The organism is Bradyrhizobium sp. UFLA05-153 (assembly GCF_054185185.1).
On the sequence record NZ_JBBIAM010000008.1, the window covers coordinates 110,049 to 135,546 of the forward strand.

The 25,498-nt window shown below is 63.6% G+C and carries 27 protein-coding genes; 4 read left to right on the forward strand and 23 right to left on the reverse strand.

Annotation, left to right across the window (positions count from 1 at the left end; translation table 11 throughout):
• Nucleotides 1-77: 77 nt before the first annotated feature.
• On the reverse strand, nt 78-1,142 hold the full coding sequence (locus Q2941_RS07755) for a ketopantoate reductase family protein (protein ID WP_027524745.1): 1,065 nt from the start codon (nt 1,140-1,142) through the stop codon (nt 78-80).
• A gap of 519 nt (nt 1,143-1,661) precedes the next feature.
• On the opposite strand from Q2941_RS07755, the gene Q2941_RS07760 reads away from it, so the two are divergent.
• From Q2941_RS07760 to Q2941_RS07770, 3 genes are all read left to right on the forward strand, one after another.
• Nucleotides 1,662-2,777, forward strand: coding sequence for a DUF2336 domain-containing protein (locus Q2941_RS07760; RefSeq protein ID WP_458192090.1), 1,116 nt, complete (start codon nt 1,662-1,664; stop codon nt 2,775-2,777).
• Nucleotides 2,778-2,987: 210 nt separating this feature from the next.
• On the forward strand, nt 2,988-3,389 hold the full coding sequence (gene arsC / locus Q2941_RS07765) for an arsenate reductase (glutaredoxin) (RefSeq protein WP_458192091.1): 402 nt from the start codon (nt 2,988-2,990) through the stop codon (nt 3,387-3,389).
• A gap of 360 nt (nt 3,390-3,749) precedes the next feature.
• Nucleotides 3,750-4,328 (forward strand): MarR family winged helix-turn-helix transcriptional regulator, encoded by a 579-nt coding sequence (locus tag Q2941_RS07770; protein WP_027524748.1) that lies wholly within the window; start codon nt 3,750-3,752, stop codon nt 4,326-4,328.
• Between the two features lie 7 nt (nt 4,329-4,335).
• On the opposite strand, the gene Q2941_RS07775 is transcribed toward Q2941_RS07770, so the two are convergent.
• Complete coding sequence (locus Q2941_RS07775) at nt 4,336-5,295, reverse strand: hypothetical protein (RefSeq protein ID WP_458192092.1); 960 nt, start codon at nt 5,293-5,295, stop codon at nt 4,336-4,338.
• Between the two features lie 824 nt (nt 5,296-6,119).
• On the opposite strand from Q2941_RS07775, the gene Q2941_RS07780 reads away from it, so the two are divergent.
• Nucleotides 6,120-6,887, forward strand: a complete 768-nt coding sequence (locus tag Q2941_RS07780; RefSeq protein WP_027524750.1) for a response regulator transcription factor — start codon at nt 6,120-6,122, stop codon at nt 6,885-6,887.
• Between the two features lie 130 nt (nt 6,888-7,017).
• Here Q2941_RS07780 and Q2941_RS07785 read toward each other — a convergent pair whose 3' ends face one another.
• The 21 genes from Q2941_RS07785 to Q2941_RS07885 form a co-directional block, all read right to left on the reverse strand.
• Nucleotides 7,018-7,473 (reverse strand): hypothetical protein, encoded by a 456-nt coding sequence (locus tag Q2941_RS07785; RefSeq protein ID WP_027524751.1) that lies wholly within the window; start codon nt 7,471-7,473, stop codon nt 7,018-7,020.
• A complete protein-coding gene (locus Q2941_RS07790) occupies nt 7,470-7,964 on the reverse strand; it encodes a flagellar biosynthesis protein FlgN (protein ID WP_458192093.1) in 495 nt (164 codons plus the stop codon). Before Q2941_RS07790 ends, Q2941_RS07785 begins: the two co-directional genes overlap by 4 nt.
• Nucleotides 7,965-8,002: 38 nt before the next feature.
• A complete protein-coding gene (locus tag Q2941_RS07795; protein ID WP_458192094.1) occupies nt 8,003-8,488 on the reverse strand; it encodes a rod-binding protein in 486 nt (161 codons plus the stop codon).
• 13 nt (nt 8,489-8,501) lie between these two features.
• A complete protein-coding gene (locus Q2941_RS07800) occupies nt 8,502-8,906 on the reverse strand; it encodes a hypothetical protein (RefSeq protein WP_458192095.1) in 405 nt (134 codons plus the stop codon).
• A gap of 3 nt (nt 8,907-8,909) precedes the next feature.
• Complete coding sequence (fliR, locus tag Q2941_RS07805; RefSeq protein WP_027524755.1) at nt 8,910-9,662, reverse strand: flagellar biosynthesis protein FliR; 753 nt, start codon at nt 9,660-9,662, stop codon at nt 8,910-8,912.
• The gene (gene flhA / locus Q2941_RS07810; RefSeq protein ID WP_027524756.1) at nt 9,659-11,740 is read right to left on the reverse strand and encodes a flagellar biosynthesis protein FlhA; all 2,082 of its coding nucleotides are present in this window, start codon (nt 11,738-11,740) and stop codon (nt 9,659-9,661) included. The genes fliR and flhA overlap by 4 nt, the downstream gene beginning before the upstream one ends.
• A gap of 75 nt (nt 11,741-11,815) precedes the next feature.
• Entirely contained in the window at nt 11,816-12,082 is a 267-nt protein-coding gene (gene fliQ, locus Q2941_RS07815; protein WP_027524757.1) for a flagellar biosynthesis protein FliQ, read from the reverse strand.
• A 3-nt stretch (nt 12,083-12,085) separates the two neighbouring features.
• Nucleotides 12,086-12,502, reverse strand: a complete 417-nt coding sequence (gene flgD / locus Q2941_RS07820; RefSeq protein WP_027524758.1) for a flagellar hook assembly protein FlgD — start codon at nt 12,500-12,502, stop codon at nt 12,086-12,088.
• A gap of 14 nt (nt 12,503-12,516) precedes the next feature.
• The gene (flbT, locus tag Q2941_RS07825; protein WP_027524759.1) at nt 12,517-12,927 is read right to left on the reverse strand and encodes a flagellar biosynthesis repressor FlbT; all 411 of its coding nucleotides are present in this window, start codon (nt 12,925-12,927) and stop codon (nt 12,517-12,519) included.
• Entirely contained in the window at nt 12,927-13,271 is a 345-nt protein-coding gene (gene flaF / locus Q2941_RS07830; protein ID WP_027524760.1) for a flagellar biosynthesis regulator FlaF, read from the reverse strand. Before flaF ends, flbT begins: the two co-directional genes overlap by 1 nt.
• A 53-nt stretch (nt 13,272-13,324) precedes the next feature.
• Nucleotides 13,325-14,383 (reverse strand): flagellar hook-associated family protein, encoded by a 1,059-nt coding sequence (locus tag Q2941_RS07835; RefSeq protein ID WP_458192096.1) that lies wholly within the window; start codon nt 14,381-14,383, stop codon nt 13,325-13,327.
• Complete coding sequence (gene flgK, locus Q2941_RS07840; RefSeq protein WP_254111050.1) at nt 14,380-15,867, reverse strand: flagellar hook-associated protein FlgK; 1,488 nt, start codon at nt 15,865-15,867, stop codon at nt 14,380-14,382. The genes Q2941_RS07835 and flgK overlap by 4 nt, the downstream gene beginning before the upstream one ends.
• A gap of 31 nt (nt 15,868-15,898) precedes the next feature.
• Entirely contained in the window at nt 15,899-17,128 is a 1,230-nt protein-coding gene (locus tag Q2941_RS07845) for a flagellar hook protein FlgE (protein WP_027524763.1), read from the reverse strand.
• 82 nt (nt 17,129-17,210) lie between these two features.
• Nucleotides 17,211-17,792 carry a transglycosylase SLT domain-containing protein gene (locus Q2941_RS07850; RefSeq protein ID WP_458192097.1) on the reverse strand — a complete coding sequence of 194 codons (582 nt, stop codon included), beginning with the start codon at nt 17,790-17,792 and terminating at the stop codon, nt 17,211-17,213.
• Complete coding sequence (gene fliK / locus Q2941_RS07855; protein ID WP_458192098.1) at nt 17,743-19,032, reverse strand: flagellar hook-length control protein FliK; 1,290 nt, start codon at nt 19,030-19,032, stop codon at nt 17,743-17,745. The genes Q2941_RS07850 and fliK overlap by 50 nt, the downstream gene beginning before the upstream one ends.
• Nucleotides 19,029-20,216, reverse strand: a complete 1,188-nt coding sequence (locus Q2941_RS07860) for a chemotaxis protein (protein ID WP_458192099.1) — start codon at nt 20,214-20,216, stop codon at nt 19,029-19,031. Before Q2941_RS07860 ends, fliK begins: the two co-directional genes overlap by 4 nt.
• Nucleotides 20,213-21,502, reverse strand: coding sequence for a MotB family protein (locus Q2941_RS07865; protein ID WP_458192100.1), 1,290 nt, complete (start codon nt 21,500-21,502; stop codon nt 20,213-20,215). The genes Q2941_RS07860 and Q2941_RS07865 overlap by 4 nt, the downstream gene beginning before the upstream one ends.
• 6 nt (nt 21,503-21,508) lie before the next feature.
• A complete protein-coding gene (locus tag Q2941_RS07870) occupies nt 21,509-22,177 on the reverse strand; it encodes a hypothetical protein (protein WP_027524768.1) in 669 nt (222 codons plus the stop codon).
• The gene (fliF, locus tag Q2941_RS07875) at nt 22,174-23,799 is read right to left on the reverse strand and encodes a flagellar basal-body MS-ring/collar protein FliF (protein ID WP_458192101.1); all 1,626 of its coding nucleotides are present in this window, start codon (nt 23,797-23,799) and stop codon (nt 22,174-22,176) included. The genes Q2941_RS07870 and fliF overlap by 4 nt, the downstream gene beginning before the upstream one ends.
• Before the next feature lie 310 nt (nt 23,800-24,109).
• Complete coding sequence (locus Q2941_RS07880; RefSeq protein WP_254111047.1) at nt 24,110-25,045, reverse strand: flagellin N-terminal helical domain-containing protein; 936 nt, start codon at nt 25,043-25,045, stop codon at nt 24,110-24,112.
• A gap of 276 nt (nt 25,046-25,321) precedes the next feature.
• Nucleotides 25,322-25,498 (reverse strand): flagellin (locus tag Q2941_RS07885; protein ID WP_458192106.1); only part of this gene is annotated, 177 nt, incomplete at its 5' end.

Here is a 25,498-nt window from a genome sequence, read left to right on the forward strand (position 1 = left end):
CCTCGTCCTTCGAGGCGCGCGCAAGCAGGATAAGGGATCGATACCGTTACCGACGGCCCCGCTGCCGATGATGCGTGTCAGCTCGCGCCGGAGCCGCCCTGCACGATCTTCTCGTTCAGCTTCTGATCGACGGTCTCGACCGTGCGGTCGATCTCGGCATTGGGGACGCCGAGCTGATGCGAGATCAGCTTCACCAGGAGATCGACCCGCTCGATGAACGGCGCGCCGGCGGCGACCGCGCGTGCGGCAGACGACGGCTTGAGCAGGCTCTCCGCCGCCTTGGCGTATTTCTCGAATGGCACCTGATCCTTCGGATCGGCGCCGAGACGCCGCGCGAGCGCATCGACGTGATCGTAGATCGATTGCGAGCGCTTCAGATCAGTGTGCACGGCATCGCGGATCGACTGCGGCTCGTGCGGCGTGATGCAGCGGTAGTTGCCGGTGAGCAGCATCGACCATTTCGCGAGCGGCACGAACAGCGAGTCGAACACCTTGAGCTTCACGGGCACGTCGTGGCCGTCGAGCGTGACCGCTTCGATATCGGCCTCGAGCTCGCGCAGCACCTTGTTGTGCTTCTCGTCCTCGAACACCGACGCCTTGAAGTTGGTGGGCAGGCCGACGTGCAGCACGTTCGCCGCTTCTTCCGGCGGACGGAAGGCTTGCGGATCGGGTGAGCAGAGCGTCACCAGCCCCGGTTTGAAGCGCTCCCACACCTGCGCATTGGTATAGGCTTCCTCGAGGTCCATGCCTGACAGCGCCGGGATGCGCTTGAGGTAAGGCAAGGGCGGCATATTCATGATCGACAGGCAGGGAAGCCCCGCTTCCGCGATCTTGATCATGAGCACGCGCACGGTGTGATTGGTGTATTGCGGCTCCTGCATCGCAAGGCCGACGAGATCATAGCGGGAGACGTCGACATTGCCCGGCGTCACCGCGTCGAGCTTGCCGGGCAGGTCGCGCGAGAAGATCGCGCGGTACACCGCCTCGTCGCGCAGCTTGATACGCACTTCGGTACCGTCGCGATTGATCAGCTCGGCCGTCTTTGCCCGGCACACCAGGGTCACATTGTGACCCGCCATCAAAAGCTTGGTCCCCAGCAGGGAGCCGTAGGAGGCCCCAAGGATCAAAATGTTGCGCGCCATGCTCTCTCTTTCACAAACAATCTCTGCGATCCCAGACCTCCTGCGCGGCGCGACGATGCCAAGTCTCTAAGCGCCTTGCGGTTTTACCCCCACCACATCAGGTATTTGGTATGCCAGCAGTGTGGAGCGGTGTCTATCGTGAATTGACGAGCTCTCGCAATCGCCTCGTGGAGGCGGTTCAAATCATTGCGGCCCCTCCGCGCCAACGCTGCCTGGGCCTCTACCGCAGCCCGGCCCACATTTCGTGACGACTATCGAACCTTCGCTTTCCCGAGCTGAGGCGATTCGCCTTATTCGATAAATCAGAATTATTGCAAATATCGATATCTCCCCGCTGCCTGCGCTCGCCGGGGCCCTCCCGGAACCAACTCAAATTTGAGCGATTCCATTGCACCGACGTTAAGTCAGGTTAGAGGCGCGGGCCCGGGCTTTACCGCTCGTTCAAGCATGTGATGGCGAAGTGGCGCCGTTTCCTCGAGTTGTTTTGCTTTGAACATTTTCAAGCCGCGAGTTGCCCCCATGGTCGAAACCACGTCGCTCCTGCTCGATCTGGAAGAGACTGTTGCAAAAGGAAATCCCGAGAGCTGTCTGCGGGCGATGTGGCACGCGACCGATCTCCTGATCGCTGGGACCTATTCCGAAGACCAAATCTGGACTTTCGGCGAGATCATCGGCCGCCTTGCCCAGGAGATCGAAACGACGGCACGTGCGCGGCTGGCGGGAAAACTGGCCGCCAGCAACAATGCGCCCTACAAGCTGACGAGCCAGCTCGCCTCCGACGACTGCATCGACGTGGCCTGGCCTATCCTCAGGCAATCGCAGCGCCTGGACACCGAGACCTTGATCGCTTGTGCCAGGAGCAAGAGCCAGCAGCATCTGCTCGCGATCTCCCAGCGACAGTCTGTTCCAGAGGCCGTGACTGATGTCCTCGTGGTCCGCGGCGGCAACGAGGTCGTCAACTCGGTCGCGGCAAACAAGGGTGCAAGCTTTACGAATTCCGGCTTCCTGCACCTCGTGCGGCGTTCCGAAGGAGATTCGATCCTCGCTGAATCCGTCGGGCTGCGAAAGGACATCCCCCGGCATCTGTTCCATCAGCTTATCGCCAAAGCTTCCGCAGAAGTGCGTGAGAAGCTCGAGCGCGAGCGGCCCGATATCGCGCCGCAGATTCACCGGGTCGTCGTCGACATCACCGGCGCGGTGCACGCCAGATTCGGCCCGGCTTCCAAGGATTATTTCACCGCCAAGCGGACGGTCGCAAAGCTGCACGAGCGCGGCGAGCTGACCGAAGACAAGGTCTTCGAGTTCGCCCACTCTCTCAAGTTCAACGAAACGGCCGTCGCGCTATCCTTGCTGTGCCCATTGCCCGTCGACATCGTCGAACGCGCATTGATCGAACGGGATCGCGAGCCTGCACTGATCCTGGCCAGATCGCTGAATTTCTGCTGGCCGACCACGATGGCACTTTTGTTCCTCGGGGCACCCAACTATCGCATCACGGCCGGCGAGCTCGAACGGTTGAAGCTCGATTTTCATCGTCTCGACGGCAAGGCCTGCCGAGGAATCATCGCCCTGTACCGATCCCGCAAGGACGAAGCCGGAAGCGGCCCCTTCCAGCGTCCCCGGAACGCGATCTAGCGGTCGTCCCGCGGGCCCTTGATGCAGGGACGTCCTGCGAGAAATCGCCATCGCGTGCTCGCCGACGAACACGTTTTCCGCTATTGGACCGGTGGATCTGCCGGGCTTCATCCTCGCCGGACTTTGCTGCGCGAATGCCGGAGCTTCTGGTGAACCGGCTCCTCGGGCGTACGCCGGTGCGCGGCCCGTCGCAATCGCGGAGACATTACGATGACCGTCACCATCTACCACAATCCCTCTTGCGGCACCTCGCGCAACACGCTCGCGATGATCCGGCAGAGCGGCGCCGAGCCCGTCGTCATCGAATACCTCAAGACACCGCCGACACGCGAACGGCTCAAGGAGCTGGTTGCAGAGATGGGGATTTCGGTCCGCGCTCTACTGCGCGAAAAAGGCACGCCCTATCGGGAGCTCCGCCTCGAAGACCCGAACTGGACCGACGACCAGTTGCTCGATTTCATGATTGCGCATCCCATCCTCATCAACCGTCCGATCGTCGCGACGCCGAAGGGCGCGCGACTGTGCCGGCCCTCGGAGGCCGTGATCGACCTTTTGGACAAACCCGTCGGACGTTTCGTGAAGGAAGACGGCGAGGTGGTCGAGCCGCGCTAAGCTTCAATCGCATCGCGAACGGCAGCCGCGTCACGCTTGCGGATCCGCGTCGCGATATCGCGATGCGCCCCATGACAATTCGCGCCCCTCGTATTTGTCGTAGATTTTCAGAAGACTTTAGCCGAGCAATTTACTCGAATTTTCGTCCTGATGCCGTAGGTCCCTGCCGGGTTCCATCCGGTTTCGCGAAGCAACATTGCGGCGGCGTGTGGAGCTGTTCACGAGCAGTCTCGCCAGCGCACCGATCACGCGGCGAGCGGCTCCATCAATATCCGGTCTGACTTGGCGAGCCGGCTTGGCGCGCCAGCTTCGCAAGTCAGCCGGGCAAGGCGAACTTTGAATGACGATTTTGGAATGACGATGAATTTGGCACGCGAGTCGATCGAGCTTTTGGGGCAGCTCGCGCGGATTTTTCTGTTTGAAGAGGTCAAGCACGGCTTGCGCGATCGGGAATGGATGGCGCTGCGCTTCCTTGCCCGCGCGAACAGATTTTCGCGGACGCCTTCGGCGCTGGCGAGCCATGTCGGCACGACCCGTGGCACGGCGTCCTACATCATCCAGGAGCTGGAGCAAAAGGGATATCTGGAGAAGACGCGATCGGCCAAGGACAAGCGTTCCGTGACGCTGAGCGTGACGCAGCAGGGCAAGAAGTTTCTGGTACGCGACCCCGTCAATGCCCTGGTGGATGCGATTGCGCTGCTCGACGAGGAGCGCAAGACGAGCTTTCGCGACGCGCTACGTCGCGTACTGGACCAGTCGGATACCGGCCAGCAGCGGCACCGCGCCGACATTTGCCGGGGCTGCATGTTTCTGAGGGAGACGCGTAGCAATCCCGAGAGCGGGACGCCTGCCGAGTTCACCTGCCGCCTGTTCCGCGCCATCATCACGGACGTCGAGACCGAGCTGTTGTGCACGAGCTTCGAGCAGCGCAGGCAATAACGCGGGATCAGGGCGCCGTTTTCCGCGCCGGCAGAACCGCGCCGGCGCTGGTCAGCACGAGCAAACGCCCACTGTCGCTTTTGATCTCCTCGATGCGGCCGAGGCCCGGCACCTGTTGTCCGAGGATGGCCTCGACGACGCCGTTCGGCCCCTGAAGGATCGCGATGCCTTCATAGGCCTGACGAACCGACCAGCCCTTGACCACCTTCTTCGGAGGCGTCGCGTGCTCTGACGGCGACACCGAACCAGTGATCTCGGTGCCAGGGCCTGCCGACGCCACGACCGCCATGGGCTGGCCGGCAGACGCCGTCTGGGAGGCGACGGGAGCCGGCACAGGCGTCTGCGCCTGAGCGAGCTTCTCGAACTTCGCGGTCGAAGCCGAGTTGACGCGCTCGATGCGGTCGAGATTCTCGGCGAAGCGACCGAAGCGATCACTCGTGGTCTTGCTCGAGAGATCGACGGCGGTCCGCAAGCCGTCGAGATTCTCCGAGACACCGGAGACCTGACGGCGCAACTGCGCGACTGTCTCGCGCAAATTCCTGATCTCGGCGCTGGTCGCCGCATTGGTCTGGCTCGGCTGCGTGGTCAGATAGGCGATGACGCCGGTGCAGGCGCTGACCACCAGACCAACCGCGATCGCCAGTGTCGCAAGCGGTACCACCCAGGAGGGACGCGGCGCCGGCGGCTTGGAGACGATCACGGCCGGCCGCATCGCGACCGACGCGGGCTTCGGTATCGCCATCTTGTCCAACCGGGCTTTGGCGCGAATACGCTTGAGCCCTTCGAGCGCTTCCTTTGCAACCGCTTCATCCGCCGCAACAGCCGACGCATTCCTGGTGCCCGCCTGAGGCGCGGCAGTGCGTGGCGAAGGGCCCTTACCTTTCGGATCTTGCGCGTCGCGGCGCTGCGTCGCTGCCCCCGACATGTCTGCCGGTCCATTCGGACGAGCCTGTCCATCGGACGACATTCAAAATGCTCCGTCTCGGTTCTTCTCACTGTTCGCGAAGCTAGATCGCCAAGCTTGTCCGAAACCGGCGCGGATGTCCGTTCGTCATGCCGGATACGACGCAACCAAGCGTAGTGCGCCGGCACGACACTCTGCAGTGCGGCATCAAAGCAACAGCGCGATCGCGATTTGCATTTGCGGCGTTTGTCTGGCGCTACCTGAGTCAAATTGGCGCACCCGCCTCGCAGGCTCAGGTGTCGATGCAGGAGTCAAAATCCGCTTCCGAAGCGCGTTTACGCAAGCGCACAAAATGCCCGTGATTTCACGGCGTCGGCGACCGATCGAACCGGAACACGACAGATGTAGTAAGGATGCTTAATCAACTGTTACGCTCTGAAATACCAAGAAGCAACCAGTAAAAACAAACAGCATCAAGCCCGCTTACCAAGAGGTTTTTTCCGCGCGCTTGATCGGAATTCGGCAATTGTTACGGTCCTACTCAAGTGATTCTCGCCAGTTGGCGAGGAGAACGACACGGTTCAGCAATGTTCGGACGCAATCCGTAACTCGACGCAGCCGGACCAAATCGTTTCTCATCTGCTTCGCGAGGCCATCGTAAGGCGCTCGCCGAGCCTCACTTCGTAAGCGTTCAGTATCGAGTGGCGTAACAGGCCTGCAGACCGCAGGCGCTGAACGCGAAGGGCTGCCTGCGAACGTCATCACCGAACCACAACAAGCGTTCGCGGGGGAATATCGTCAAACGGCATGGCTGTTGGTTCGGCCGGGGCATCACAAAAGTCTTCCCGGCAGAATCCCGGCGAGTGCGAAACAGGGGCGAAAGACTGATGTATATAATCGTTGATGATCGCGAAAGCGTGGCGAACAGCTACATTACAGGGCTCGTTCGTGAAGGCGTTTCGTCGATTGGCTTCTCTTCCGGTGAATTCTGGGACTGGCTGCAATCCGCAAGCGAAGCGGATCTCGAGGCCGTCGACGCCTTCCTCTTGGGGGATGTCGATGCGCGCGGAAGCATTCCGCGCGCGGTACGGAAGCGATCATCGGCTCCGATCATCGCCTTGAGCGGACTGAAGATGCTCAAGAATACGCTGGAGTTGTTCGAGGCCGGGGTCGACGACGTCGTCCACGTTCCTATCCACCTGCGCGAGATCCTCGCCAGGACTGCGGCGATCGCGCGCCGCCGGATGGGCGACAGCCCGCGGCCCTGCGAGACCAGGATCCAGGTCTTCTTCAACGGCCGCGATCCGGAGATCGGCGGCCATGCTCTGACGCTCCCCCGCCGCGAGCTACGCATCCTTGAATACATGGTCGGCAACCACGGCAAATGGATCACGAAGACGCAGATCTTCAATGCGGTCTACGGCATCTTCGAGTCGACCTATGACGAGAGCGTGATCGAGAGCCATGTCAGCAAGCTGCGCAAGAAGCTGCGCGATCGCCTCGGCTTCGATGCCATCGTGGCGCGGCGCTACGTCGGCTACCGGCTCGACATCCCCGTGAGCGAGACCATCGACGAGCCGATCGGGGAACTCCAGGACGTCGGCATCCTCCTCAACCGGTCGCATTCCAGCCCGGCGGCATACTCCGCGAGCTAACAGCTCAAAGCCAGACGAGGTCCCTGCGCACAACGTGCGCGGGGATGACAGTCGCAGCGGCAAACTCCGTCATTGCGAGCGCAGTTGACCTTTCGCTGCTTATGCCAATCCCCGCCGGCAGCTTTTGAAGCTACGGCTTGGGCTGGAATTCCTCGCGCGAGACGTAGTTGAAATCCTCGACCAGGACGTCCTGAATGACGTCGGCCTGCATACGCTCGTTGACGCGCTGCTTGATGGCGGCCGTCAGGATGGACAGGTCGTATCGGGCGAGCTTCCTGAAATCCAGGCGGTCGTCCGCGTAAATCTTTCGGAAGGCTTCATCGATGACGAACGGATCCGGCGGAACGGTGAGCTGATGCATCGTCCGCGCCTCGACCGTGTAGACGAACCGCGCGACGATGTAGCCCTGCACGCTGCCGTTCTCGACCATCGGCACGCTGAGCGCCCGCGTCTTCTGGTACTGCAGGCCGTCGAGATATTCGTCCTTGTGGATCAGGCCGCCGTTCTCTTTCCAATAGGCGACCGCATAGCTTCCGCCCGCGGTGAGAACGCACACCCAGAGTCCGGTGAGGAGCAGCCTGATCATTTGCCCTCCTGCGAAGTTTTGCCGCTATAAGTGCCGTCCGACTCGGCCTCCCTGATCGCCCGCACGATGATCTCAGCCACCTCGCGCACCGCGTCGTAGTGCATCTCGAGGACCGCGCGGTTCTTCTCGAGCTTCCGCCGCAGGTTCTGAATTTCCTCGGTCACCTCGGCCTCCGCGCCGAGGTGGAGCTGCGCGCGCATCAGGCGGACGAATTCCAGCATGCTGCGACTCTTGCGCGTGCTGAAATCGTCGAAATCGATCTTCTTGCCCGTCTGGAGTGCGAGCGTCTCCTCCTCGATGACCCTCTCGAGCCGCCGGATGGCCGCGAGCAGGCCACGCACCTCGTCGGACCTGGACGGATCGACCGCCACGGGCGCGGGCTCGGCGCGCACATCCGGCAGATGCACGGGTAGCGCCGCTTCGCCCGCCCCCCCGGTCTCTGTGTCCCACTGCTCCGCCGCCATGCTCGTTGCGCCTTCTTCCGCCTGCATCTCAAGTCACCTTCCCGCTCGTCTCAATCCCACCCAGATCATCCGGCTTTTTCCGACTTGCCATCCGCAGCTGCCGGATGCGCAGATGCAAGCTGCCTCGCAATGCCGATCCCCTTGCCTTGCGCGAGCTGATTGCCGAGCTGCTCCGCCAGCATCGAGCGCCAGATGCCGCCCGCGGTACCCTTGCCGAACAGGTCCTGCGCGTTCTGCGGCAACATCGTCTCGACGAAGACCTGGAGAACGAAAGCCTCGAACTTGCGGTAGACGTCGCCCGAGGACGGAGCCTTGATCACCCGCACCGGTGCGGCCGCATTCGAGGAGTCGAGCGAGGCCTCCTGCGTCTTTGTCGCCACCTGATCGCCGGCGACGCTCGCCGCTCTGGTGGCCTCGGTTTCCATCGTGGCAGCAAAGTCGGCATCCGACGACTTCAGCGCATCGAGCTTCGCGGTGGCCGCACGCTGCGTCACCGGGTCGGCGGCCTCCAGGACGTCGAGGACGACGTCGGGCGTCGGTGTCACGATCATGTATCGGCTCCGGTTAGCTGCTTATGGACGTCCAGTCGCGCGCACCGGAGTGCGCGCCGGCGATCTCCTCGAGGACGCGCATCTCCGCCTCGCGCTGCTTGCTCGCGATCACACCTCTTGCGACCTGCTCTAGATGTTTCACGCGTCGGCTTTGAGCATGGACCTGGCCGAGCTGCTTCTCGGCTTCGGCCTGGACCGCGCGGGCCCCGACGCTGGTTGTCGCAAGACGCCGCGAGATCGAAAAGCTCGACGAGCCGGCCGGCAGCTCCGCGTCATTGAGGGCGCCGACCAGATAGACCTCCTCGTCCTGCAAGTGCTGCTCCCGCTGCCTGAGCTGCACGAGCTGCCACTCGGACAGCCGAAGTTGCAGCTTCATCAGCGAGACCAAGCGCGTGAGTCTTTCCGCACGTGACGTCATCGATCATTCCGCCAGAAACGACGTCACGCCGATCATGAACTGCGTCAGGAGCTCATCGCTGATCAGATAGAGCAGCAAGAGCCCGCCGAGCAAAACGAACGGCACCGAGATGAAATAGACCGGGATGGACGGCGTCAGCTTGTTGACCAGGCCAACGGCCAGATTGACGATGACGGAGTAGACGATGAAGGGACTGGTGATCCGCAGCGTCAGCACGAAGGCTTCGGAGAGACGGTTGACGAGCTGCGAAAGCGCGACATCGCCGCCGAGCCTGTCGCCGGGATGCCAGACGTCGTAGGAATTCATGAGCCCTCTGAGTACCTGCCAGTGCTGATCGGTCATGAAGAACAGCGTGGTCACGGCCGCCATGATCAGCGGAACCAGCGCCGGCGCCGGATCGGTATCGCCGACCGGCGTTCCCGGGATGTTGGAAAGCCCGATCGCGCCCGCCATCGCGGTCGCCATGGTCTGAAGCGCAAGGAAGAACACACGCCCAGCGATGCCGATGATGCTGCCGGTGAACAGCTCCGAACCGATCAGCGAGGCCAGCGTGAGCGGCTGCGCGTCTGTCAGGAGCGGCTTGAGCGTCGCGACCAGGATCGGCGCCAGCGCAAAGGTCGTGACGATCGCGACGAACAGGCGGATCTGAACGGGAATGTTGACGCTGGAAAAGCCGGGCACCAGCATCAGGCAGGCGCCGATGCGACAGAACACGATGAAGGTGGCCAGAACGCTGTCCGCAAGACCGCTGATCACGACACCGCTCCAAGCGCCCTGATCTCGGCGCTGCGTGCCACCTCGACATGCGACAGGATCGGCAGGGTCGGAAACACCCGCTCCAGGATCATGCGGACGTAAGGACGGGCTTCCGGGGTCACCGCCAGCACGACGTTAGTGCCCGTCTCCGTGATCTTCCTGACGGCGGCACTGGCCTCGGTCGCGAATTGCTCGATCAGGCGCGGATCCGCGTCGAACTCGACCACGTCGCCCTTGGCGTCGCGCTTCAGGCTCTGGTGAAATGCGAGGTCCCAGCGGTTACCAAGACGCAGCACGTTGAGCACGCCGTTGTCGGAGAGATCGCCGCAGATCTGCTGGGCAAGCCGCATCCGCACATGCTCGGCGACCTGCTCGGAGCGACGCACATGCGGTGCGATCTCGGCGATCGCCTCGAGGATGAGATGGAGGTTCCTGATCGAAACGCGCTCGGCGAGCAGGATCTTCAGGATCGCCAGCAATCCGGAATAGGAGATCTGCGACGGACAGAGATCCTCGACCAGGCGCTTGTACTCGGGATCGAGCCGGTCGAGCAGGCCACGCATGTCCTTGTAAGACAGGAGCTGGGCGAGGTTCGCCCTGAGGACCTCGCTCAGATGCGTGAGCAGTACCGACAGATTGTCGACAGGCTTGCAGCCCTGCCGCTTGACCTCCTCGGTGAAGGCCTCGGTCACCCACAGCGCCTTCATGCCGAAGGCCGGCTCGATCACCTCGTCGCCGGGCACGTCGGGCTTGCCGTCCTTGTCCACCAGCACCATGATCTCGCCGAGCCGCAACTCGCCATGGGCGATGCGCGTGTCGTGGATGCGGATCTGGTAGCCCTTGGGATCGATCGACAGGTTGTCGGTGAGCTTGATCTCCGGGATCACGAAGCCGTACTGCTTGGCGAACTTCTTGCGGATCTTGGCGACGCGATGGGCGAGCTCGCTGCGCGAGCCGAGCAGGTGAACCGAGAGCTGGCTTCCCAGCGAGAGCTCGATCTCCGCGGTCTTCAGCGATTCCTTGACGGATTCCTTGGCCTCCGCCTGGGCCCGCGCGTCGGCCTTGCGCGCCTCCTCCTTGCGCTGCTCGGCCGCCTGGCGCTTGGGCAGCGAATAGCCGACGAAAGCCATGACCCCGCCAAGCAATACGAACGGCGCCAGCGGTAGACCCGGCATGAGTGCGAGAACGAACATCATCAGCGCGGCTGCCGAGACGGCGCGCGGATAGCCGCCGAGCTGCCGCAGCACGGCCTGCTCCGCCGACCCCCTGGTGCCCCCCTTGGAGACCAGGAGGCCCGCCGACAGCGAGACGATCAGAGCCGGCATCTGCGACACCAGACCGTCGCCGACGGACAGCTTGGTGTAGACGTCGGCGGCGCGCGCGAGCGTCAGGCCGTGATGGGTGACACCGATGACGATGCCGCCGAAGATGTTGATCGCGGTGATGATCAGGCCCGCGATAGCGTCGCCCCGCACGAATTTCGAGGCACCGTCCATCGCACCGAAGAACGCGCTTTCTTCCTCGAGCTCGCGGCGCCGGCGCTGCGCCTCCTTGTCGTCGATCAGGCCCGCGGACAAATCGGCATCGATCGCCATCTGCTTGCCGGGGATGGCGTCCAGGGTGAAACGGGCGCCGACTTCGGCGATACGGGTCGCGCCCTTGGTGATCACGACGAAGTTTACCGTGACCAGGATCGCGAAGATGATCAGGCCGATGACGAAATCGCCACCCATGACGAACTTGGAGAAGCCGGCGACGACATGGCCGGCGGCCTGCTCGCCCTCCCCGCCCCGCGACAGGATCAGTCGGGTGGTCGCGATGTTCAGCGCCAGCCGCAGGATCGTCGCGATCAGGAGCACGGTCGGGAATGCGGAGAAGTCGAGCGGCCGCTGGATCCACAGCGCGACCATCAGGATCAACGCCGAAAGCGCGATCGAGAACGCAAGGCCGAGATCGATCAGCATCGGCGGGATCGGCAGGAACAGGATCGTAAGCATGACCACGATGCCGCCCGCGAAGAAGGCGTCCGCGCCAAGTCGTCGCGGGTTCGGCAGGCTCGCAGTCAACGTATCGGCCATGGGTCACCGGCAGGAGAAATCCGCCGTGCAATCTGCCGCGCAAAGCTTACGCGAGGATGGTGGGGCCGCGGCTGGTCAGAATCCGTGCTCGATGTGCGAATAGACCATCTCGGTGAAGGTGGAGAGATGTGCGCCGATGAAGGAGCCGGACACGGCCACGACGAGCAGGATCACGATGATCTTCGGAACGAAGGTCAGCGTCACCTCCTGAACCTGGGTCAGGGCCTGGACGAGAGCAATGATCGTGCCGACCAGCATCGCCGCGCCGACCGCGGGCCCCGAGGCGATGATGATCGTCCAGATCGCCTGCTGAACGATGTCGAGGGCGTCCCTCTCGTTCATGGGCTAGCTGATGGTGAGCCCGGCGCCGACCGGGATCCGCGTGCCGTTCTCGAGCGTGGCGACGGCGCCGTCGGTGTTGATGGAGACCGAGGCGATCTTGCCGCTCACGGTCGTTCCACTGCTATCGGTATAGCTCGCCGTGTGCCCGATCAGCCCGTCGGCCTGGGACAGCGCCGAGGAGGAGAGCAGCGCATCGAGCTTCGAATTGGTCTGCATGGCCTGCTCGACCGTCGAGAGCTGCGCGAACTGGCTCATATATTGCGATGTATCCATCGGATTGGTCGGATCCTGGTTCTTCATCTCGGCGATGAGGAGCTGCAGGAAGGTGTTGTAGTCGACCGTGTTGGTTGCCGTCGTCGTGGTGGTTCCGGTCGAGGTCGACTGCGTGCTGGTCGCGTCGGTGGCGCTGGTGACGTTCATGTCTCTCTCCGCTGTCAGGCCGCCTCGAAGGGGGCGTTGGTCGCAGGGCCGGCCAGGATCGCCTGCTCCACCGGAAACAGCGCCCTTATCCGCTTCAAGGCCTCGTAGTAACGGCTCGTCCCGACCTGTTCGTCGATCACGGCGAGGCCCTCCAGCATCTGCTGGTTCTCGCAGACCGCCAGCAGGGCGGCGTGGTGCTGGGCGTAGAGCGCGGCGGCATCGGCGACGCCGGTCGGATTCATCAGCATGTGCTGGACGATGAAATAGAGCTGGCGCAGCGCCGTCGTGGCGTCAGCCGCCTGCATGACCTGACCTTCCAGAAGGAACATCACGTCATTGACGAGCTCGAGCGAGACCTTGCGGTCCACGCGCAGCACCGCCCCGTTGACGTAGATCCGCTCGCCCGCCCGCAAGGATATCTTCATCAGAGCGCGTCCCGGATCACGCGATTGATCTCGACGAGCTGCGCCACGTCGTTCGATTTCTCCGCGCGCAGACGATCGGCTTCCTTGACGACCCACAGGCCGATCGAGATGATGTCGGCGCGGAGCTGCTCGGGCAAGCCGTTCTCCGGATGCGAGAGATCCTCGATGAAGATCGCCCACAGGCGGCGGACATAGAGCAGGGTTTCGACCAGGTCCTCGGCGCTGAAATGACCCTTGCCGAGCCGCTCCATGCGGTCGATGCCGAGCGTCAGGGCCATCCGTTCGCGGCTCCGCGCCTCGAGGCTACTGTCTTCCACCACCGCTTCATAAGCTTCAAAAGTCATCTGAACCACTTTGCGCAGGAAACCGAACGACGGGACAACGACGACACTGCGGCTCAGAGATAGTTGATGAGGCTGATCTTCTGCATCCGCGAGGTGAGCGCGAGTGCCGTCTCGATCTGGTTTTGTAACGTGTTGATGCGGACCGAGGCTTCGGTCGGATCGACTTTCTCCATGTCGACGACCTGCTGGTTGAGGATGTCGTGCTGGATCTTCAGCTTGTCGGTCGCGGTCGAGATCTGCTGCTGGACCGAGCCGATCGTGCCGCCGAGCACAGCGAGGTTGTCGATCGCGCCGCCGACGAGACCGATGGCCTTGTTGACGACGGTCTGGAACGTCGCCTGGTTCAGGTTCGCGTTGCCGAGATCGCTGAGCATGGTGTAGGCCTCGGCGAGCTGGCGGAAGCCCTGCTGGTTGGCACTGACGGACGTATTGACGATCTGGGTCGTCGAGATGCGGCTGCTCAGCGTCTGGTTGGTGGCCGACGACCAGTTGTTGTTCCAGGCGGGACTCTGGAACTCCGCATCGAAGGTGGTGTTGAGGAAGTTCTGCATCTGGGCAGGCGTAATACCACTCACGCCAGCCGCGCTCTGCGTGAAGCCGAAGCCAGTGGGCGGCGCTGCCAGGAAATCAGCGTCGACCTGGTTCTTGCTGGTCGAGCCCGGCGCATAATTCGTGATTGGCGCATTCTGCGTGTTCAGACCGCCGAACAGATATGAGCCATTGTAGGACGCGTTGAGCACGCCGATGAGGTCCTGCAGATTGGCGGAGGCGCTCGGCAGGGTCATCTGGGCGCCGTTGGGGACGTCGCGCGCGGTGATCAGGCTCTCGAGGAAATCCTGGGCGGTCGAGACAAGCTGCGTGATCCGGTTCTGGGTCACGTCCAGGCGGCCCGAGACCAGTCCGTTGGTATCCACGATCTGGTCGATGAAGTCCATGTCCGCTCGCAGCGCCACGTCGCGCCCGGTGGACACGCCGAGCTGGAGGCCGACATCGGCAAACCGGCCGGTGGTCGCCTCCTTGGAAGCGTTGCTCAGCGCGCTCTGGTTGTTCGTGATCGAGGACCTCAATGACGAGGAAAGCATCAAGGTCGAGATATAGTTCGCGCTCATCATGATGATGTCCCCACGGCGGCCAGCAGGCTGCTCAACATGTTGTCGACGGTCGAGATCAGCTTCGACGACGCCGAGTAAGTGCGCTCGACCTGGAGCATGAGCGACATCTCGTCGTCCATGTTGACGCCATTGACGTTCGAGAGCGCCGAGTTGCTGCGGTCGAGCAGCGTGTTCTGATACTGGACGCCGTTGTCAGCGGTCTTGCGCTGGTTTTCGATCCAGCTCGCGGACGACGAGGCGAAATCGATTACGCCGGCGCTCGGCTTGCCCTGCGCGACCGGGTCGAACGGCTGCGCCGCATCCATATTGCTGATGAGCTGTTGCAGACGCGTCGAGAAGCCGGCATTGCCGGCCGTATTGTAGCTGTAAGCGGGGTTGCCGCTAATCGCGCCGTCGCGCAGCAGGTTGGGGTTTCCGCTGGGAGTGGCATTCGGATCGACGGAAGCCGCAATGGTGATGGTGCCGGCGAGACCGACCAAGACGGTCGCGCTCGCGGGCATCGTCGGCGCGCCGGGATAGGTGAAGAGACCAGGCACGTTCGGCAGTGCGGCGCCGGTCTGATCGGTCTCCTGGAAGGCACTGATCAGGCCGCGCGCGATTTCATCGAGCTGGTCCTGGTAGGTGACCGCCGCGTTGTCGCGCAATTGAGCGAGGCCGGCGAGCTTGCCCGTCTTGATCGGCATGACGGAATTGGCGCCGGTCACTGGCACACCGTCGATGTAGACGGCGTTGCCGGTCGTGCCAGGCGTGTAGGCGTTGGTCGGCGCGAAACTTACCGTCCGCGCCACCTTGTCGAACAGCACGACACCGCTATCGGTGTAGAGCGCCGCATCGCCATTGGCGCGGATCGACATGGAGACGCCGACCTCCTGCGACATTTTCGAGACGATGCTATCGCGCTGGTCGAGATAGTCGGTCACATCATCACCGGCGATCGTGCCTTTCACGATCGCCGTATTGACGGTGTCGAACTGGGTGAGGAGCTGATTGATGTTGGCGACCGAGGTCGCCATATCGGCATCGGCACCCTCTCGAACCGACTGCACGGTGTTCGTCGCGTCGTTGAGCGCGGTCGCCATGTCCTTGGCCGAGGAGACCGCAGCCTGCGCCAGCGTCGTATTGTCGGGGGCGTTGGCGAATTGCTGGAGCGCCTGCTTCAGCTTGTTGAGCTCAGCGGTCGGCGACTGATTCAGCTCCGGATCATCCACCGTGGACGCCGCGATCTTCTGGAGGCCATCATAGAGCGCACTTTGCCCGGCGGACGCCGACGTCGCGGTCAGGACGTTGGTGAACAGGCCGACGCTCGCGGCGCGCTGGATCGCGGCAACATAGACGCCCGCACCGGGCAACGTGTCCAGCACGGCGATCTTGCGCGAATAGCCGGCCTGGCTGGCGGCAGCGATATTGCGCGAGATGACCGACGACTGGACGCCCGTCGCCATGAGTGAGGAGCGGGCATTGTCGAGAGCGGCAGTGAGGGACATGACTTGCTCTTTGGCTTGCTCGCGGCCGGGATCAGCGCTTCAGGTTGACGACGACGTCCAGAAGGTCCGCGCCGGTCTGGAACGATTTCGAGTTCGCGGTGAAGCCGCGCTGCGCCTCGATCATCGAGGTCAGCTCGTCGGCGAGATCGACGTTGGATTCCTCCAGCGCGCCGGACTGGATGGTGCCGAGCCCGCCCGTGCCGGCGCTCCCGATCTGCAGGTTTCCGGAGTTGAGGCTCACCGAGTAGACGTTGCCGACCTCGGGCGTGAGGTTGTCGGGGCTCGGGACATCGGCGAGCGGCAACGTATAGATCTGTATCTGCGTCCCATTTTGAAGGATCGCATTCACCGCACCCTTGCTATCGATATCCACCTTCTCGACGGCGGATGGAGCGTTGCCGTTGACTGTGGCCTTGAAATTGAAGCTCGATGCCACCTGGGTCATGGCCGTTAGGTCGACGGTAAAGGCCGAGCCACCGGGAACAGTCACCGTGAGTGACGTTGGTGGACCGACCAGTGCGCCCTTACCAGCCGCAGTCGTATCGAAGTTGAAAGTGCCGAGACCACCCGCGAGCGCGGTGTTCGTCGCTGAATCGTAGACCTGGACCTGCCAGGTATCCAGACCAGCAGTCGTTGCGGTCCTGCTCATGTAGACGTCGAGCGTCACCGGCCTGCCGATGTTGTCGTATGCCACGATTGAGCTCTTCGCGGAGTAGGAAGCCGGAGTGGGTGGACCGGCGATGACGGCCGCGCTCGGGTCCAGATTGCCGGTGACGGTCGCCAGGGTCGAAGGCGTGGCCTGAAGCGTTGCCAGATTGACGTTGACGATCTGCATGCCGGCGGTGCTGTTCGAGGAGATATTGGATACAGCACCAGGGTAACCCAGAAGGTAGAAGCCAGCCGCATTGACCAGATTGCCCTGGCTGTCCGGCACGAACGAGCCAGCTCGCGTAAGGTACTGCTGTGTGTTGGTGGCGTCCGACACCATGAAGAACCCGTTACCCTGGACGGCGAGGTCGGTCGTCGACGTCGTGAACTGTTCATGTCCGGCATCCGTGATCGCGTAGCGGACATGCGTCTCGACCGCGCCAGAATCGTAATTGCCGGTGCCGCTCTTCAGGATCAGCGAGGAAAATTCGGTCTCAGCCCGCTTGTAGCCCGTGGTGTTGACGTTCGCGATGTTGTCCGAAACCGTCGACAGCTTGTTGGACTGCGCGCTCATGCCGGACACGCCGGTGCGCATTACGCCATACAGGCTCATGGATTGGGCTCCTTTGGTATATTGGGCTTACAATGACCGTGCTTGCTTGCGCGGGGCTGGCCGTAGATCGCACGCATCGTCGTCACGCCGCTTCCTTCTGACAGAAGGCGCGCGCCTTGTCGGTCCAGGCACCGAACCCGCTAGCGACGAGATGAGCAACGATGTGGCAGACGTAGCGTTTCTGCGCGGGCTGATTGTTGGGACCCGCATTGTAGCGGGCGACCGCCATGGTCCAGCTTCCCTCGCGCTGCTTCAGTTCCTTGAGGAAGCGCGCGGCGTAGTCGACATTGCTGGCGGGATCGAACATCGCCCGCACGGAAGCAAACTTGTCACCGTGATAGTAATGGTTGATCTGCATGCAGCCGAGATCGATCAGCTTGACGCCCCGATGTCGCATCGCCTCGAAATTCGCCATCGCGTCGTCGAGGTCCTTGGCAAACACCGTCTGGCCTTCGGCGCCGAGAGCGTAAGGGTAGAGCGCACCACGGCGGCCGGTTTCGGTGAGACCAACCGCATACAGGACGCCGAGCGGAATGCCGTGCGCTTGCGCCGCGCGCGCCATCTCGCGCTCGCAAGGGCGCGAGCCGTCCGCGCCCGCGGCGGCGGCGGTCGCACTAAAGATAAACAGGGCCGCGACGAGTGCGCTGGGCCACGTCCTGCTCATGACGCGTCTCCTGGTTGGGCTGGCGCTCGTCCCTCGCTTGCCGCGCTCCGCCGTCGGACTGGCCGGACGATGCGTTCGAGCCATCGAACGCTCCTTGCGCGTTCTGCGATTGTGGCTGGCCGGAGAGCGAGGGCTGTGGCTGGCCTGAGCCTGCCTGAAATCCATCCAGCGCGCCGTGCTGGACCGGCGCGACCTCGGCGACATAACCCGCCGACTGCATGAGCTCGCGGATCGAGTCGCGCTGCTGGTCGAGCATCTGGCTGGTGTCCTTGCGGTCGGCCGCAAGATGAACGGAGACGGACTCGCCGACCAGGCGAAGCCGCACGGTGACATTGCCGAGCGCGGGCGGCTCGAGGCTGATGGTCAGGATTTTCAGCGGCTGATCGGGTGCATTGCCTTGGACTGAAGTGAGATCGGGTGCGGCGGATGACGCCGGCGCAGCGGCGTTCTCTAATTCAGTGACGACAGCATTCGCCACCTGCTGAGGCGCGCTAAACTGCGCGACGGGTGGAAGATGGGTCTCTTGCTGGACGACAGTCACCTTTGCCGCTTCCGGTAGCGCATCGCGAGCGGACACCTTCGCGGCGCGCTCGACATTCGCCGTGACGGCTTCGAAACCAGATGCTCCAGGCATCGCCTTTGGCGCAGGCGCATTGCCTTGCGGCACTGTCGCAACCTGCGGAGGGGCAACTTGCGTTCGCGGTCTGGTTTCGGCGATGTCAACTGTTTGCACGTTCGCAACGCTTGCAGCCGATAGCTCACATCCGCCAAGAGATCGCTCCGATCGCGCGGGCGCATCCTTCTTGTCGCCCGAGAGTGATTGCGCCTGCGGCTTGATGACCGCCACGGCGGCAAGCTCCGGCCCGACCATCGTGGGGAGGCTCAAGCGGCTCTGGACCTCCGCCTTCGGTGCGAGATCGAGCGGATCGTGCTTGCCGGTAGCTTGCGGCTCTTCGGCCGAAGAGGTCCGGTCGTCGAGCGACTCGTCTTTCGGTTCGTCGCGCTCGGTCAATTGCGCGAGGTGCGTGCGCAGTGCCGCCGACTTCACGGCCGCTTCATTTCCGGAATCGTTCAAGGCCCGCTTTGCGAGGTTCGACACGGTGTGAAGCAGATCGTGAAACGAGGAGTCCGCAGTGCCTTGTCCGGTGGGACTCTTTCCAGATTGGAGCGTTCCTCGCGCGCTGATGCTTTCGGCGACGGCAGAGAAGAGCTGTCCAGAAGTGCCGTTGAGCTTGGTCATGGGCGGCGGTCCTTGGTCAGAAGCTCCAGCTCCTCGAGCTGCTTTTGCGCGCGCGCAAGGGTCGCAGCCGATGACGCCAGGTCCAGACGCGCCGGCGTGGGCGGCGGCTTGTCGGCGGCTATCGCGGACGGCGGGCCAGAGATCGGCTTGCGAAGGTCAAGCGCGAGCTGGATGTTTGCATTGAGAAGAGACGCCTCGCGCTCCGGCAGCTTCGACCTGTCGGTCGCCTTCAGTTCAGTGAGGCCGCCTTCATAGTCACCAGTGAGCACCCGGGCGCTCCCCCGGAACAGATGCGCCCGCTCGCGATCCACGCTCCCGTCGGCGCTCAGCGACAGCGCCTGCTCGCCTGCGAGTCGCACCACGGCAAGCCGCCCGCGGACCAGCGCACTCTTGGCGATCACCAGATAGAGCTTGAGACGGTTCCCGCGGTCGATCTGGTCGAGCAATGCCGTGGTCCGCGAAAAGCGGTGTTCGTCGAGCGCGAGGCTCGAACGCGTCAAGGCCGAGGAAAACCGTTGCCAGAAATCGCCGGCATAGACCGAGTTGCGATAGTGCCGGATATAGGCCTGCGTCAGGAACTCGAACTTGTCGAAATCCTCCGCCTGCCCGACCAGCACAATCTCACGCCGCAGCGCCGCCTCTTCCACGAGCGTGCCCGGCAGAAGCAGCCGCGCGTCGTCCAGCCGCTCGATCGCGACCGATGCATCGGAGCTTGCGAGCAGCGCGCCCTGCACCAGTGCGATCTGTCCGCTCATGCTCGACGGGATCGAGCGCGGCTTGACGTCCTTCAAAAGCTCGCGCGCTTCGTCCTGGCGGCCCTCGACATAGGCGAGCGCGCCATTGAACAGCCGCTCGTCGACATTAATCCGTTCGCGCGGAAGCTTGCGCACGACCTGTGGCGCGCCGCCGCTGAGCATATAGACGACGATGGCCTGGCCGTTCTGCGGGCTGCTCCACACGCCTGGATCGGCGGCAAGGAATTTCTCGCCGACCTGCCGGATCAGCGCGAGATGACCGCTTTGCGCGGCGGCATCGCCGCTGGCGATGCCGTCCTGCACGGCTTGCAACGAACGGACCAGCGCATATGGCTCTTCCGTCGAGGGCGCTGGCTCCGGCGCTGCGGCGAGCGCGTTCGCCGCAGCGAACGGCAGCAAAAGCAGCGCGAAAGCTCTCGGGCCGATCACGGGCGCTTCTCCCGGATCAAAATCTCGATCCGGCGATTTTGTGCCGCCGCCGGATCGTTCGTGAGCTTCGGGCGGCGGTCGGCATAACCCTCGACATGCTCGATCCGCTGCGCATCGACGCCCGCGCGGACCAGCATGTAATAGGCCATCTGGGCGCGCGCGGTCGAAAGCCGCCAGTTGTCGTAGGTATCCGACCGGTAAGGCCGGTTGTCAGTATGGCCGCGCACGATGATCGTGCCCGGTCGTTTGGTCAGCAGCGGCCCGATCTTGTCGATGACGCGGATCAGTTCGGGGCGCGGCTCGGCGGAGCCGACCGCGAACATGCCAAAACTCGCATCGTCGGTCAGGCTGACGAGCAGCCCCTCCTCGACCTGGCGCACCTCCGCCACCGGCCCGGCGCCGGCCTTGATGTCCGAGAGCACGTCGGTGATCGCGGCTTGCAACTGCTTGACCGTCGGCTGCTGCGCCTGTGCCGCGTCGCGCGGCTCGGTGTCCTTTGCGGCAGAATTCGCCTGCGCGTTGGCCTGAGCATCGACTTGCGCTTTGCCATCACGGCCAGCCTGCGTAGGCGCAGGAGCGGGCGGCAGCAGAGGCGACATGCCGGCGGACGGCGCTTGCGCATCGGCCGTGGCGCCGGCGTCATCAGCCTTGCTTCGACGCGCAGGCTCGCCCTGGTCCGCGGCGGCAGGATTGTTGCGCGCGGCAGGATTTGGGGTGGGCTCGGTCTCGCTCGCCGGTCCGTCCTTCGCCGTTTGCGGGGCGAACTTCCAGAAGCCGGGATCGAAGGGGTCGCGATAGGCCTCGCCGCCCTTCAGGCCCTCTTCCTCCGCGGAGGCGAGCGCCCCGACGCGCCGCTGCCCCGCCGCCTGGCTCGAGCCGGCCGCGATCTCCGCGAGCGTCGCGTAAGGGTCGCGAAACAGCACCTTCTCCTCGTAGAATGGCGGCTTTTCGGCCGTGGGCGAGTCGCCATGGCGCTCCTCGCTCGTGCCCGCCGGCTTGCGCTTGCCTTCCTGGCCCTCGGACGCGGCAGGGTCCTTCTTGCGGGGATCCTTGAGACCCTTCGGCGCCGGCGCGTTCTCGGCGAGCTCGATCGGATTGAAGTAGCTCGCCACGATCTGGCGCTGGTCCTGGTTGAGTGCGTTGAGCAGCCACATCACCAGGAAGAACGCCATCATCGCGGTCATGAAGTCCGCATAGGCGATCTTCCAGACGCCGCCTTTGGCCGGCGCATCGTCGAACGCGCTGCGGCGGCGGATGATTACGAGCTCGGGCTGGACGTCGCTCATGGCGGATTACCGTCGCGCATCCTTCAGTCGCTCGATCCACGGGGAGATCTGCGTCTCGATCACCGTCTGGTCGGCGACGACGCGGATTTCGAAGCTGTCGGCGACCTGATATTCGATGCCGGTCCGCCGCGCCGTGTCGAGCTGAGTCTTGACCAGCTCGAGCAGGTCGCTCGGCCCCGTGATCTTGAACACCGGCACGGGCGACTGGCAGGTCAGCGTCGATATCTGCTCAACCAGGGCCGCAACCGCCTTGTCGCGGACTGCATCGACGAGAAACGGCTGCAGGATGCGGGCCACCGAGCTTGCGACATTGGTTTCGAGCTCACGGCAAGCGGCGGTGAAGCCGTTCACGATCGCAACGGCCTGCTGATCGGACCATTTGGCCCGCTCTTCGCCGAGCCTGATCGCGCCGCGCACGCGCTCTTCCGCAAGCTTGGCATCTCCTTCCGCAACGCCAGCGGCGTAGCCGCGCCGATAGGCATCGTCGAGGAGATTGACCGGCGGCGTCTCAACCTTCGGCGCGGCGGGTTGAGGCTGGGATTGAAGCTGAGGCGGCGGCTCGCGCCTGACCTCCTTCGGCTTCGCCGCCGGCTCCGGCAGCTTCGGTTTCTCGCCTGGCCTCGCCCGTCCATTGGCGTCGAACTGCGTGAGCAGCTTTCCGATTGCCGCGTTCATGCCGCCTCCTCCCGACGCATCCACTCTTTGAGAATCGCAGCCGCCTGTGTCTGGTCGAGCCGCACGATCTGCTCAAGCCGCTTCTGCGGCGTGCGCTGCATCTTGCCTTCGAGGTCCTCGACCAGGTTGAGCTCCGCCTCCTCGTTCTCAGGCAGCGCCAGGGCTGCAGCCTCGAGCTGGGCGGCCGCCTCTGCGGCCTCGACCTGCTCTTGCTGCGCGCGATGAGTGAGGATGCCGTTGACCGCCGGACGAAGACCGAACCAGACCAGCATCGAGGCGACAGCCAGGATAGTGACCGCGTTGATGAAGCTTCCCATCTGCCGGTTCAGCATCTCGACGAAGCCGATCGGCGGCACCGGCGCGAGCTCACGCGAGCCCTCGACGAAGTCGACGGCCGTCACCTGGATCTGGTCGCCGCGCTGCTTGTCCAGCCCGCCGGCGGTGGCAGCGAGCTGGCTGATCTCGGCGATCTTGCTGTCGACGATGGCCTGATTGGTCTTGTCGCCGAGATCGGCAACCAGCCGCGCGCGGTTGATCAGGACCGCGATGAACAGCTTTTTCACGGAATAACCGTCGCTGACCGTCGTCGTTGTCTTGGATGACACCTCGAAATTGGTGACGTCCTCGCGGCGATTCTTCTCCTCATTGGAGTTCTTGGTGCCGCCGGCATTGACCTGCTGGTCCGGAAGATTCTGCTGCACCGTGGTCGGCGTCGAGCGATCCGCGTTCTGTGACGTCTCCTTCTCGCGAACGTTCCGCACCGAACGCTCGGCGCGCGCTTCCGGATCATAGACGGTCTCGTTGATCTGCCGCTTGTCGGTCGAGAGCTGCGGGGCGACGCTGACCTCGAAATTATCCAGGCCCAGATACGGCGTCAGCGCCTTGCGGATGTTCTCCTGCACCATCCCGCCAACCATCTTCTGGAGGCTTGCCATCTTGGTCGGCGCAGCGCTCGCCTCGTCCTCCTCGGCGAGCAGCATCGTGCCGTCGGCATCCAGCACCGTCACCTTGTCGCGCGTCATGCCGGGAATAGCGGCGGCAACGAGTTGGCGGATCGATTGCGCCGTGCGCGGCTCGATCGCGCCGTCGGTGCGCAGCACGACGGACGCGGACGGAGGCTGCTGCGTGGCGCGGAACGAGCCGCGCACGGGAAGGACGATGTGGACCCGCGCCGCCTTCACGCCCTTCATGAGCTGGACGGTGCGCGCGATCTCGCCTTCGAGCGCGCGCAGTTTTGTGACCTCCTGCATGAAGGAGGTCAGGCCGAGCGAGCCGATCTTGTCGAACAGCTCGTAGCCGGAATTGGCGCTGGTTGGCAGCCCCTTCTCGGCGAGCAGCATGCGCGCCTGCATGGTCTGGCTCGGGCGAACCGAGACGGCATCTCCCGCCGCATTGACGTCGAAGGCGATGTTCTGCTCGCGCAGCGCGGCGCCGATCCGCGTCACGTCCTCGCGCGTCAGGCCGGTATAGAGGGTCTCGAATTCAGGCCGGCTCAGATAATAGGCGCCGCCCACGACGGTAACGAGAACGGCAAAACCGATCAGCCCCAATGCCATCAGGCGTCGCGGGCCAAGCTCCAGCAGATTGTTGAGCAGCTGCTGCACCTGCGCGCGACTGAGCATATGACCTCGTACCAATGCGAACGCAAAGGACACTCCGCTGCCAACCTTGTCTGAAGGTTGCGCAAGGACACCAATGTGTCAGTTCGCAGGCGAGGCGTTGCAATTTTACAAGGAGATCGGAGGCTGACGAACGAACTAGACCGGGCACGATCGCGCTGGCGATGCAAGATCGCGGCGCGTCGGCGCGCGCCGGTGATCGATAGGGAAACGTTCGGAATGAATTAGGCGGTATACGGGACGCCGCCCCGGTCGTCGCTTAGGACGAGGACCGTGCTCCCTCGGGGAGCACGGTCGTTTTCGAAAGCGCCGCTTAGCCGCGGAACAGCGACAGGATGCTCTGGCTGTTCTGGTTGGCGATCGAGAGCGCCTGAACGCCGAGCTGCTGCTGGGTCTGCAGGGCCTGGAGGCGGGTCGATTCCGCGTTCATGTCGGCGTCGACGAGCTGGCCGACACCGCGATCCACGGAGTCCATCAGCGACTTCACGAAGTCCGTGTTGGTCGAGATGCGGTTCTTGACGGCACCGAGATTGGCGGCGGCCGAGGCCACCGAGTTGATCGCAGCGGTGACCTGCGCGATGTAGCCATCGAGCGTGGCCTGGTCGGTCGCCGCATCGGTCAGCGTGCCGATGGTCATGTTGGCGACCGACACACTCGAGGTCTGCGCGTCGAGAATGCCGGTCGGACTTGCGCCGCCGGTGGTGAAGAGCGCGTAGTTGGCGGTCGTCACGGTGATGGAGCCGATGGTGGGCGTGCCGCCGACACGGGAGTACGACGACACGAGGTTGAAGGTCGCCGGCGTAGCCGTGGATCCGCTGCCCGTGTTGATGCTCAGCCAGTTGATTCCGTTGAAGGTCGCCGAGTTGGCCTTGAGGTTCATATCCCCCTGGATCTGGGTGATATCCGCCTGGATCTTGGTGCGGTCAATACCGGCGGTCTTGGCTTCGACCAGCAACGCCTGGAGTTTGGTCAGGCCAGAGTCCTTGTCGCCGATAACCGAGGTCAGAGCGGTATATTCGGTGTCGACCATCGCAGCCGACAGACCGAGCGAGTCGGAGACGGCGGAGAGCGCGGCGTTGTCGGAGCGCATCGAGGTCGCGATCGACCAGTAGGCGGCATTGTCCGAGGCGGTCGAGACGCGCTGGCCGGTCGAGATCCGGTTTTCGGTCGTCTGCAGGTTGGCGCTGACAGACCGGAGGGTCTGGAGCGCGGTCATTGCAGAGGAGTTGGTAAGCAGACTAGAACCCATTTTGATGTCCCTTTGAAGATTGGATTGAGTTTTGGGGACATACCGGGCTTGCACCGGTACGGCAGAGCGGCATCATGCCTTTGGGCTGCGGAAAATCGTTGAAGAGCCCAACCTGTCGTAACGGCGAGGTTAGCGGCTGAAGCTTGTGTGGGGCTTGTGGCTTTGTGCCCCTGTTGCAACAGGGCAGCCGACATCACGGCGTGCGCTCGGCGTCACGCCAAATAGAAAGGGCCGCGCTTTTGCGAGAAGCGCGGCCCTCCCAAGATGGTTTGAGGCTTAGCGGAACAGCGACAGGATGCTCTGGCTGTTCTGGTTGGCGATCGAGAGCGCCTGAACGCCGAGCTGCTGCTGGGTCTGGAGGGCCGTCAAGCGGGTGGATTCCGCGTTCATGTCGGCGTCGACGAGCTGGCCGACACCGCGATCCACGGAGTCCATCAGCGACTTCACGAAGTC

Bases quoted from the DNA above. Each gene is read 5' to 3' on its own strand.
- Q2941_RS07755 (WP_027524745.1), bottom strand. From the start codon at position 1,142: ATGGCGCGCAACATTTTGATCCTTGGGGCCTCCTACGGCTCCCTGCTG.
- Q2941_RS07760 (WP_458192090.1), top strand. From the start codon at position 1,662: ATGGTCGAAACCACGTCGCTCCTGCTCGATCTGGAAGAGACTGTTGCA.
- arsC (WP_458192091.1), top strand. From the start codon at position 2,988: ATGACCGTCACCATCTACCACAATCCCTCTTGCGGCACCTCGCGCAAC.
- Q2941_RS07770 (WP_027524748.1), top strand. From the start codon at position 3,750: ATGAATTTGGCACGCGAGTCGATCGAGCTTTTGGGGCAGCTCGCGCGG.
- Q2941_RS07775 (WP_458192092.1), bottom strand. From the start codon at position 5,295: ATGTCGTCCGATGGACAGGCTCGTCCGAATGGACCGGCAGACATGTCG.
- Q2941_RS07780 (WP_027524750.1), top strand. From the start codon at position 6,120: ATGTATATAATCGTTGATGATCGCGAAAGCGTGGCGAACAGCTACATT.
- Q2941_RS07785 (WP_027524751.1), bottom strand. From the start codon at position 7,473: ATGATCAGGCTGCTCCTCACCGGACTCTGGGTGTGCGTTCTCACCGCG.
- Q2941_RS07790 (WP_458192093.1), bottom strand. From the start codon at position 7,964: ATGCAGGCGGAAGAAGGCGCAACGAGCATGGCGGCGGAGCAGTGGGAC.
- Q2941_RS07795 (WP_458192094.1), bottom strand. From the start codon at position 8,488: ATGATCGTGACACCGACGCCCGACGTCGTCCTCGACGTCCTGGAGGCC.
- Q2941_RS07800 (WP_458192095.1), bottom strand. From the start codon at position 8,906: ATGACGTCACGTGCGGAAAGACTCACGCGCTTGGTCTCGCTGATGAAG.
- flhA (WP_027524756.1), bottom strand. From the start codon at position 11,740: ATGGCCGATACGTTGACTGCGAGCCTGCCGAACCCGCGACGACTTGGC.
- fliQ (WP_027524757.1), bottom strand. From the start codon at position 12,082: ATGAACGAGAGGGACGCCCTCGACATCGTTCAGCAGGCGATCTGGACG.
- flgD (WP_027524758.1), bottom strand. From the start codon at position 12,502: ATGAACGTCACCAGCGCCACCGACGCGACCAGCACGCAGTCGACCTCG.
- flbT (WP_027524759.1), bottom strand. From the start codon at position 12,927: ATGAAGATATCCTTGCGGGCGGGCGAGCGGATCTACGTCAACGGGGCG.
- flaF (WP_027524760.1), bottom strand. From the start codon at position 13,271: ATGACTTTTGAAGCTTATGAAGCGGTGGTGGAAGACAGTAGCCTCGAG.
- Q2941_RS07835 (WP_458192096.1), bottom strand. From the start codon at position 14,383: ATGATGAGCGCGAACTATATCTCGACCTTGATGCTTTCCTCGTCATTG.
- flgK (WP_254111050.1), bottom strand. From the start codon at position 15,867: ATGTCCCTCACTGCCGCTCTCGACAATGCCCGCTCCTCACTCATGGCG.
- Q2941_RS07845 (WP_027524763.1), bottom strand. From the start codon at position 17,128: ATGAGCCTGTATGGCGTAATGCGCACCGGCGTGTCCGGCATGAGCGCG.
- Q2941_RS07850 (WP_458192097.1), bottom strand. From the start codon at position 17,792: ATGAGCAGGACGTGGCCCAGCGCACTCGTCGCGGCCCTGTTTATCTTT.
- fliK (WP_458192098.1), bottom strand. From the start codon at position 19,032: ATGACCAAGCTCAACGGCACTTCTGGACAGCTCTTCTCTGCCGTCGCC.
- Q2941_RS07865 (WP_458192100.1), bottom strand. From the start codon at position 21,502: ATGAGCGACGTCCAGCCCGAGCTCGTAATCATCCGCCGCCGCAGCGCG.
- Q2941_RS07870 (WP_027524768.1), bottom strand. From the start codon at position 22,177: ATGAACGCGGCAATCGGAAAGCTGCTCACGCAGTTCGACGCCAATGGA.
- fliF (WP_458192101.1), bottom strand. From the start codon at position 23,799: ATGCTCAGTCGCGCGCAGGTGCAGCAGCTGCTCAACAATCTGCTGGAG.
- Q2941_RS07880 (WP_254111047.1), bottom strand. From the start codon at position 25,045: ATGGGTTCTAGTCTGCTTACCAACTCCTCTGCAATGACCGCGCTCCAG.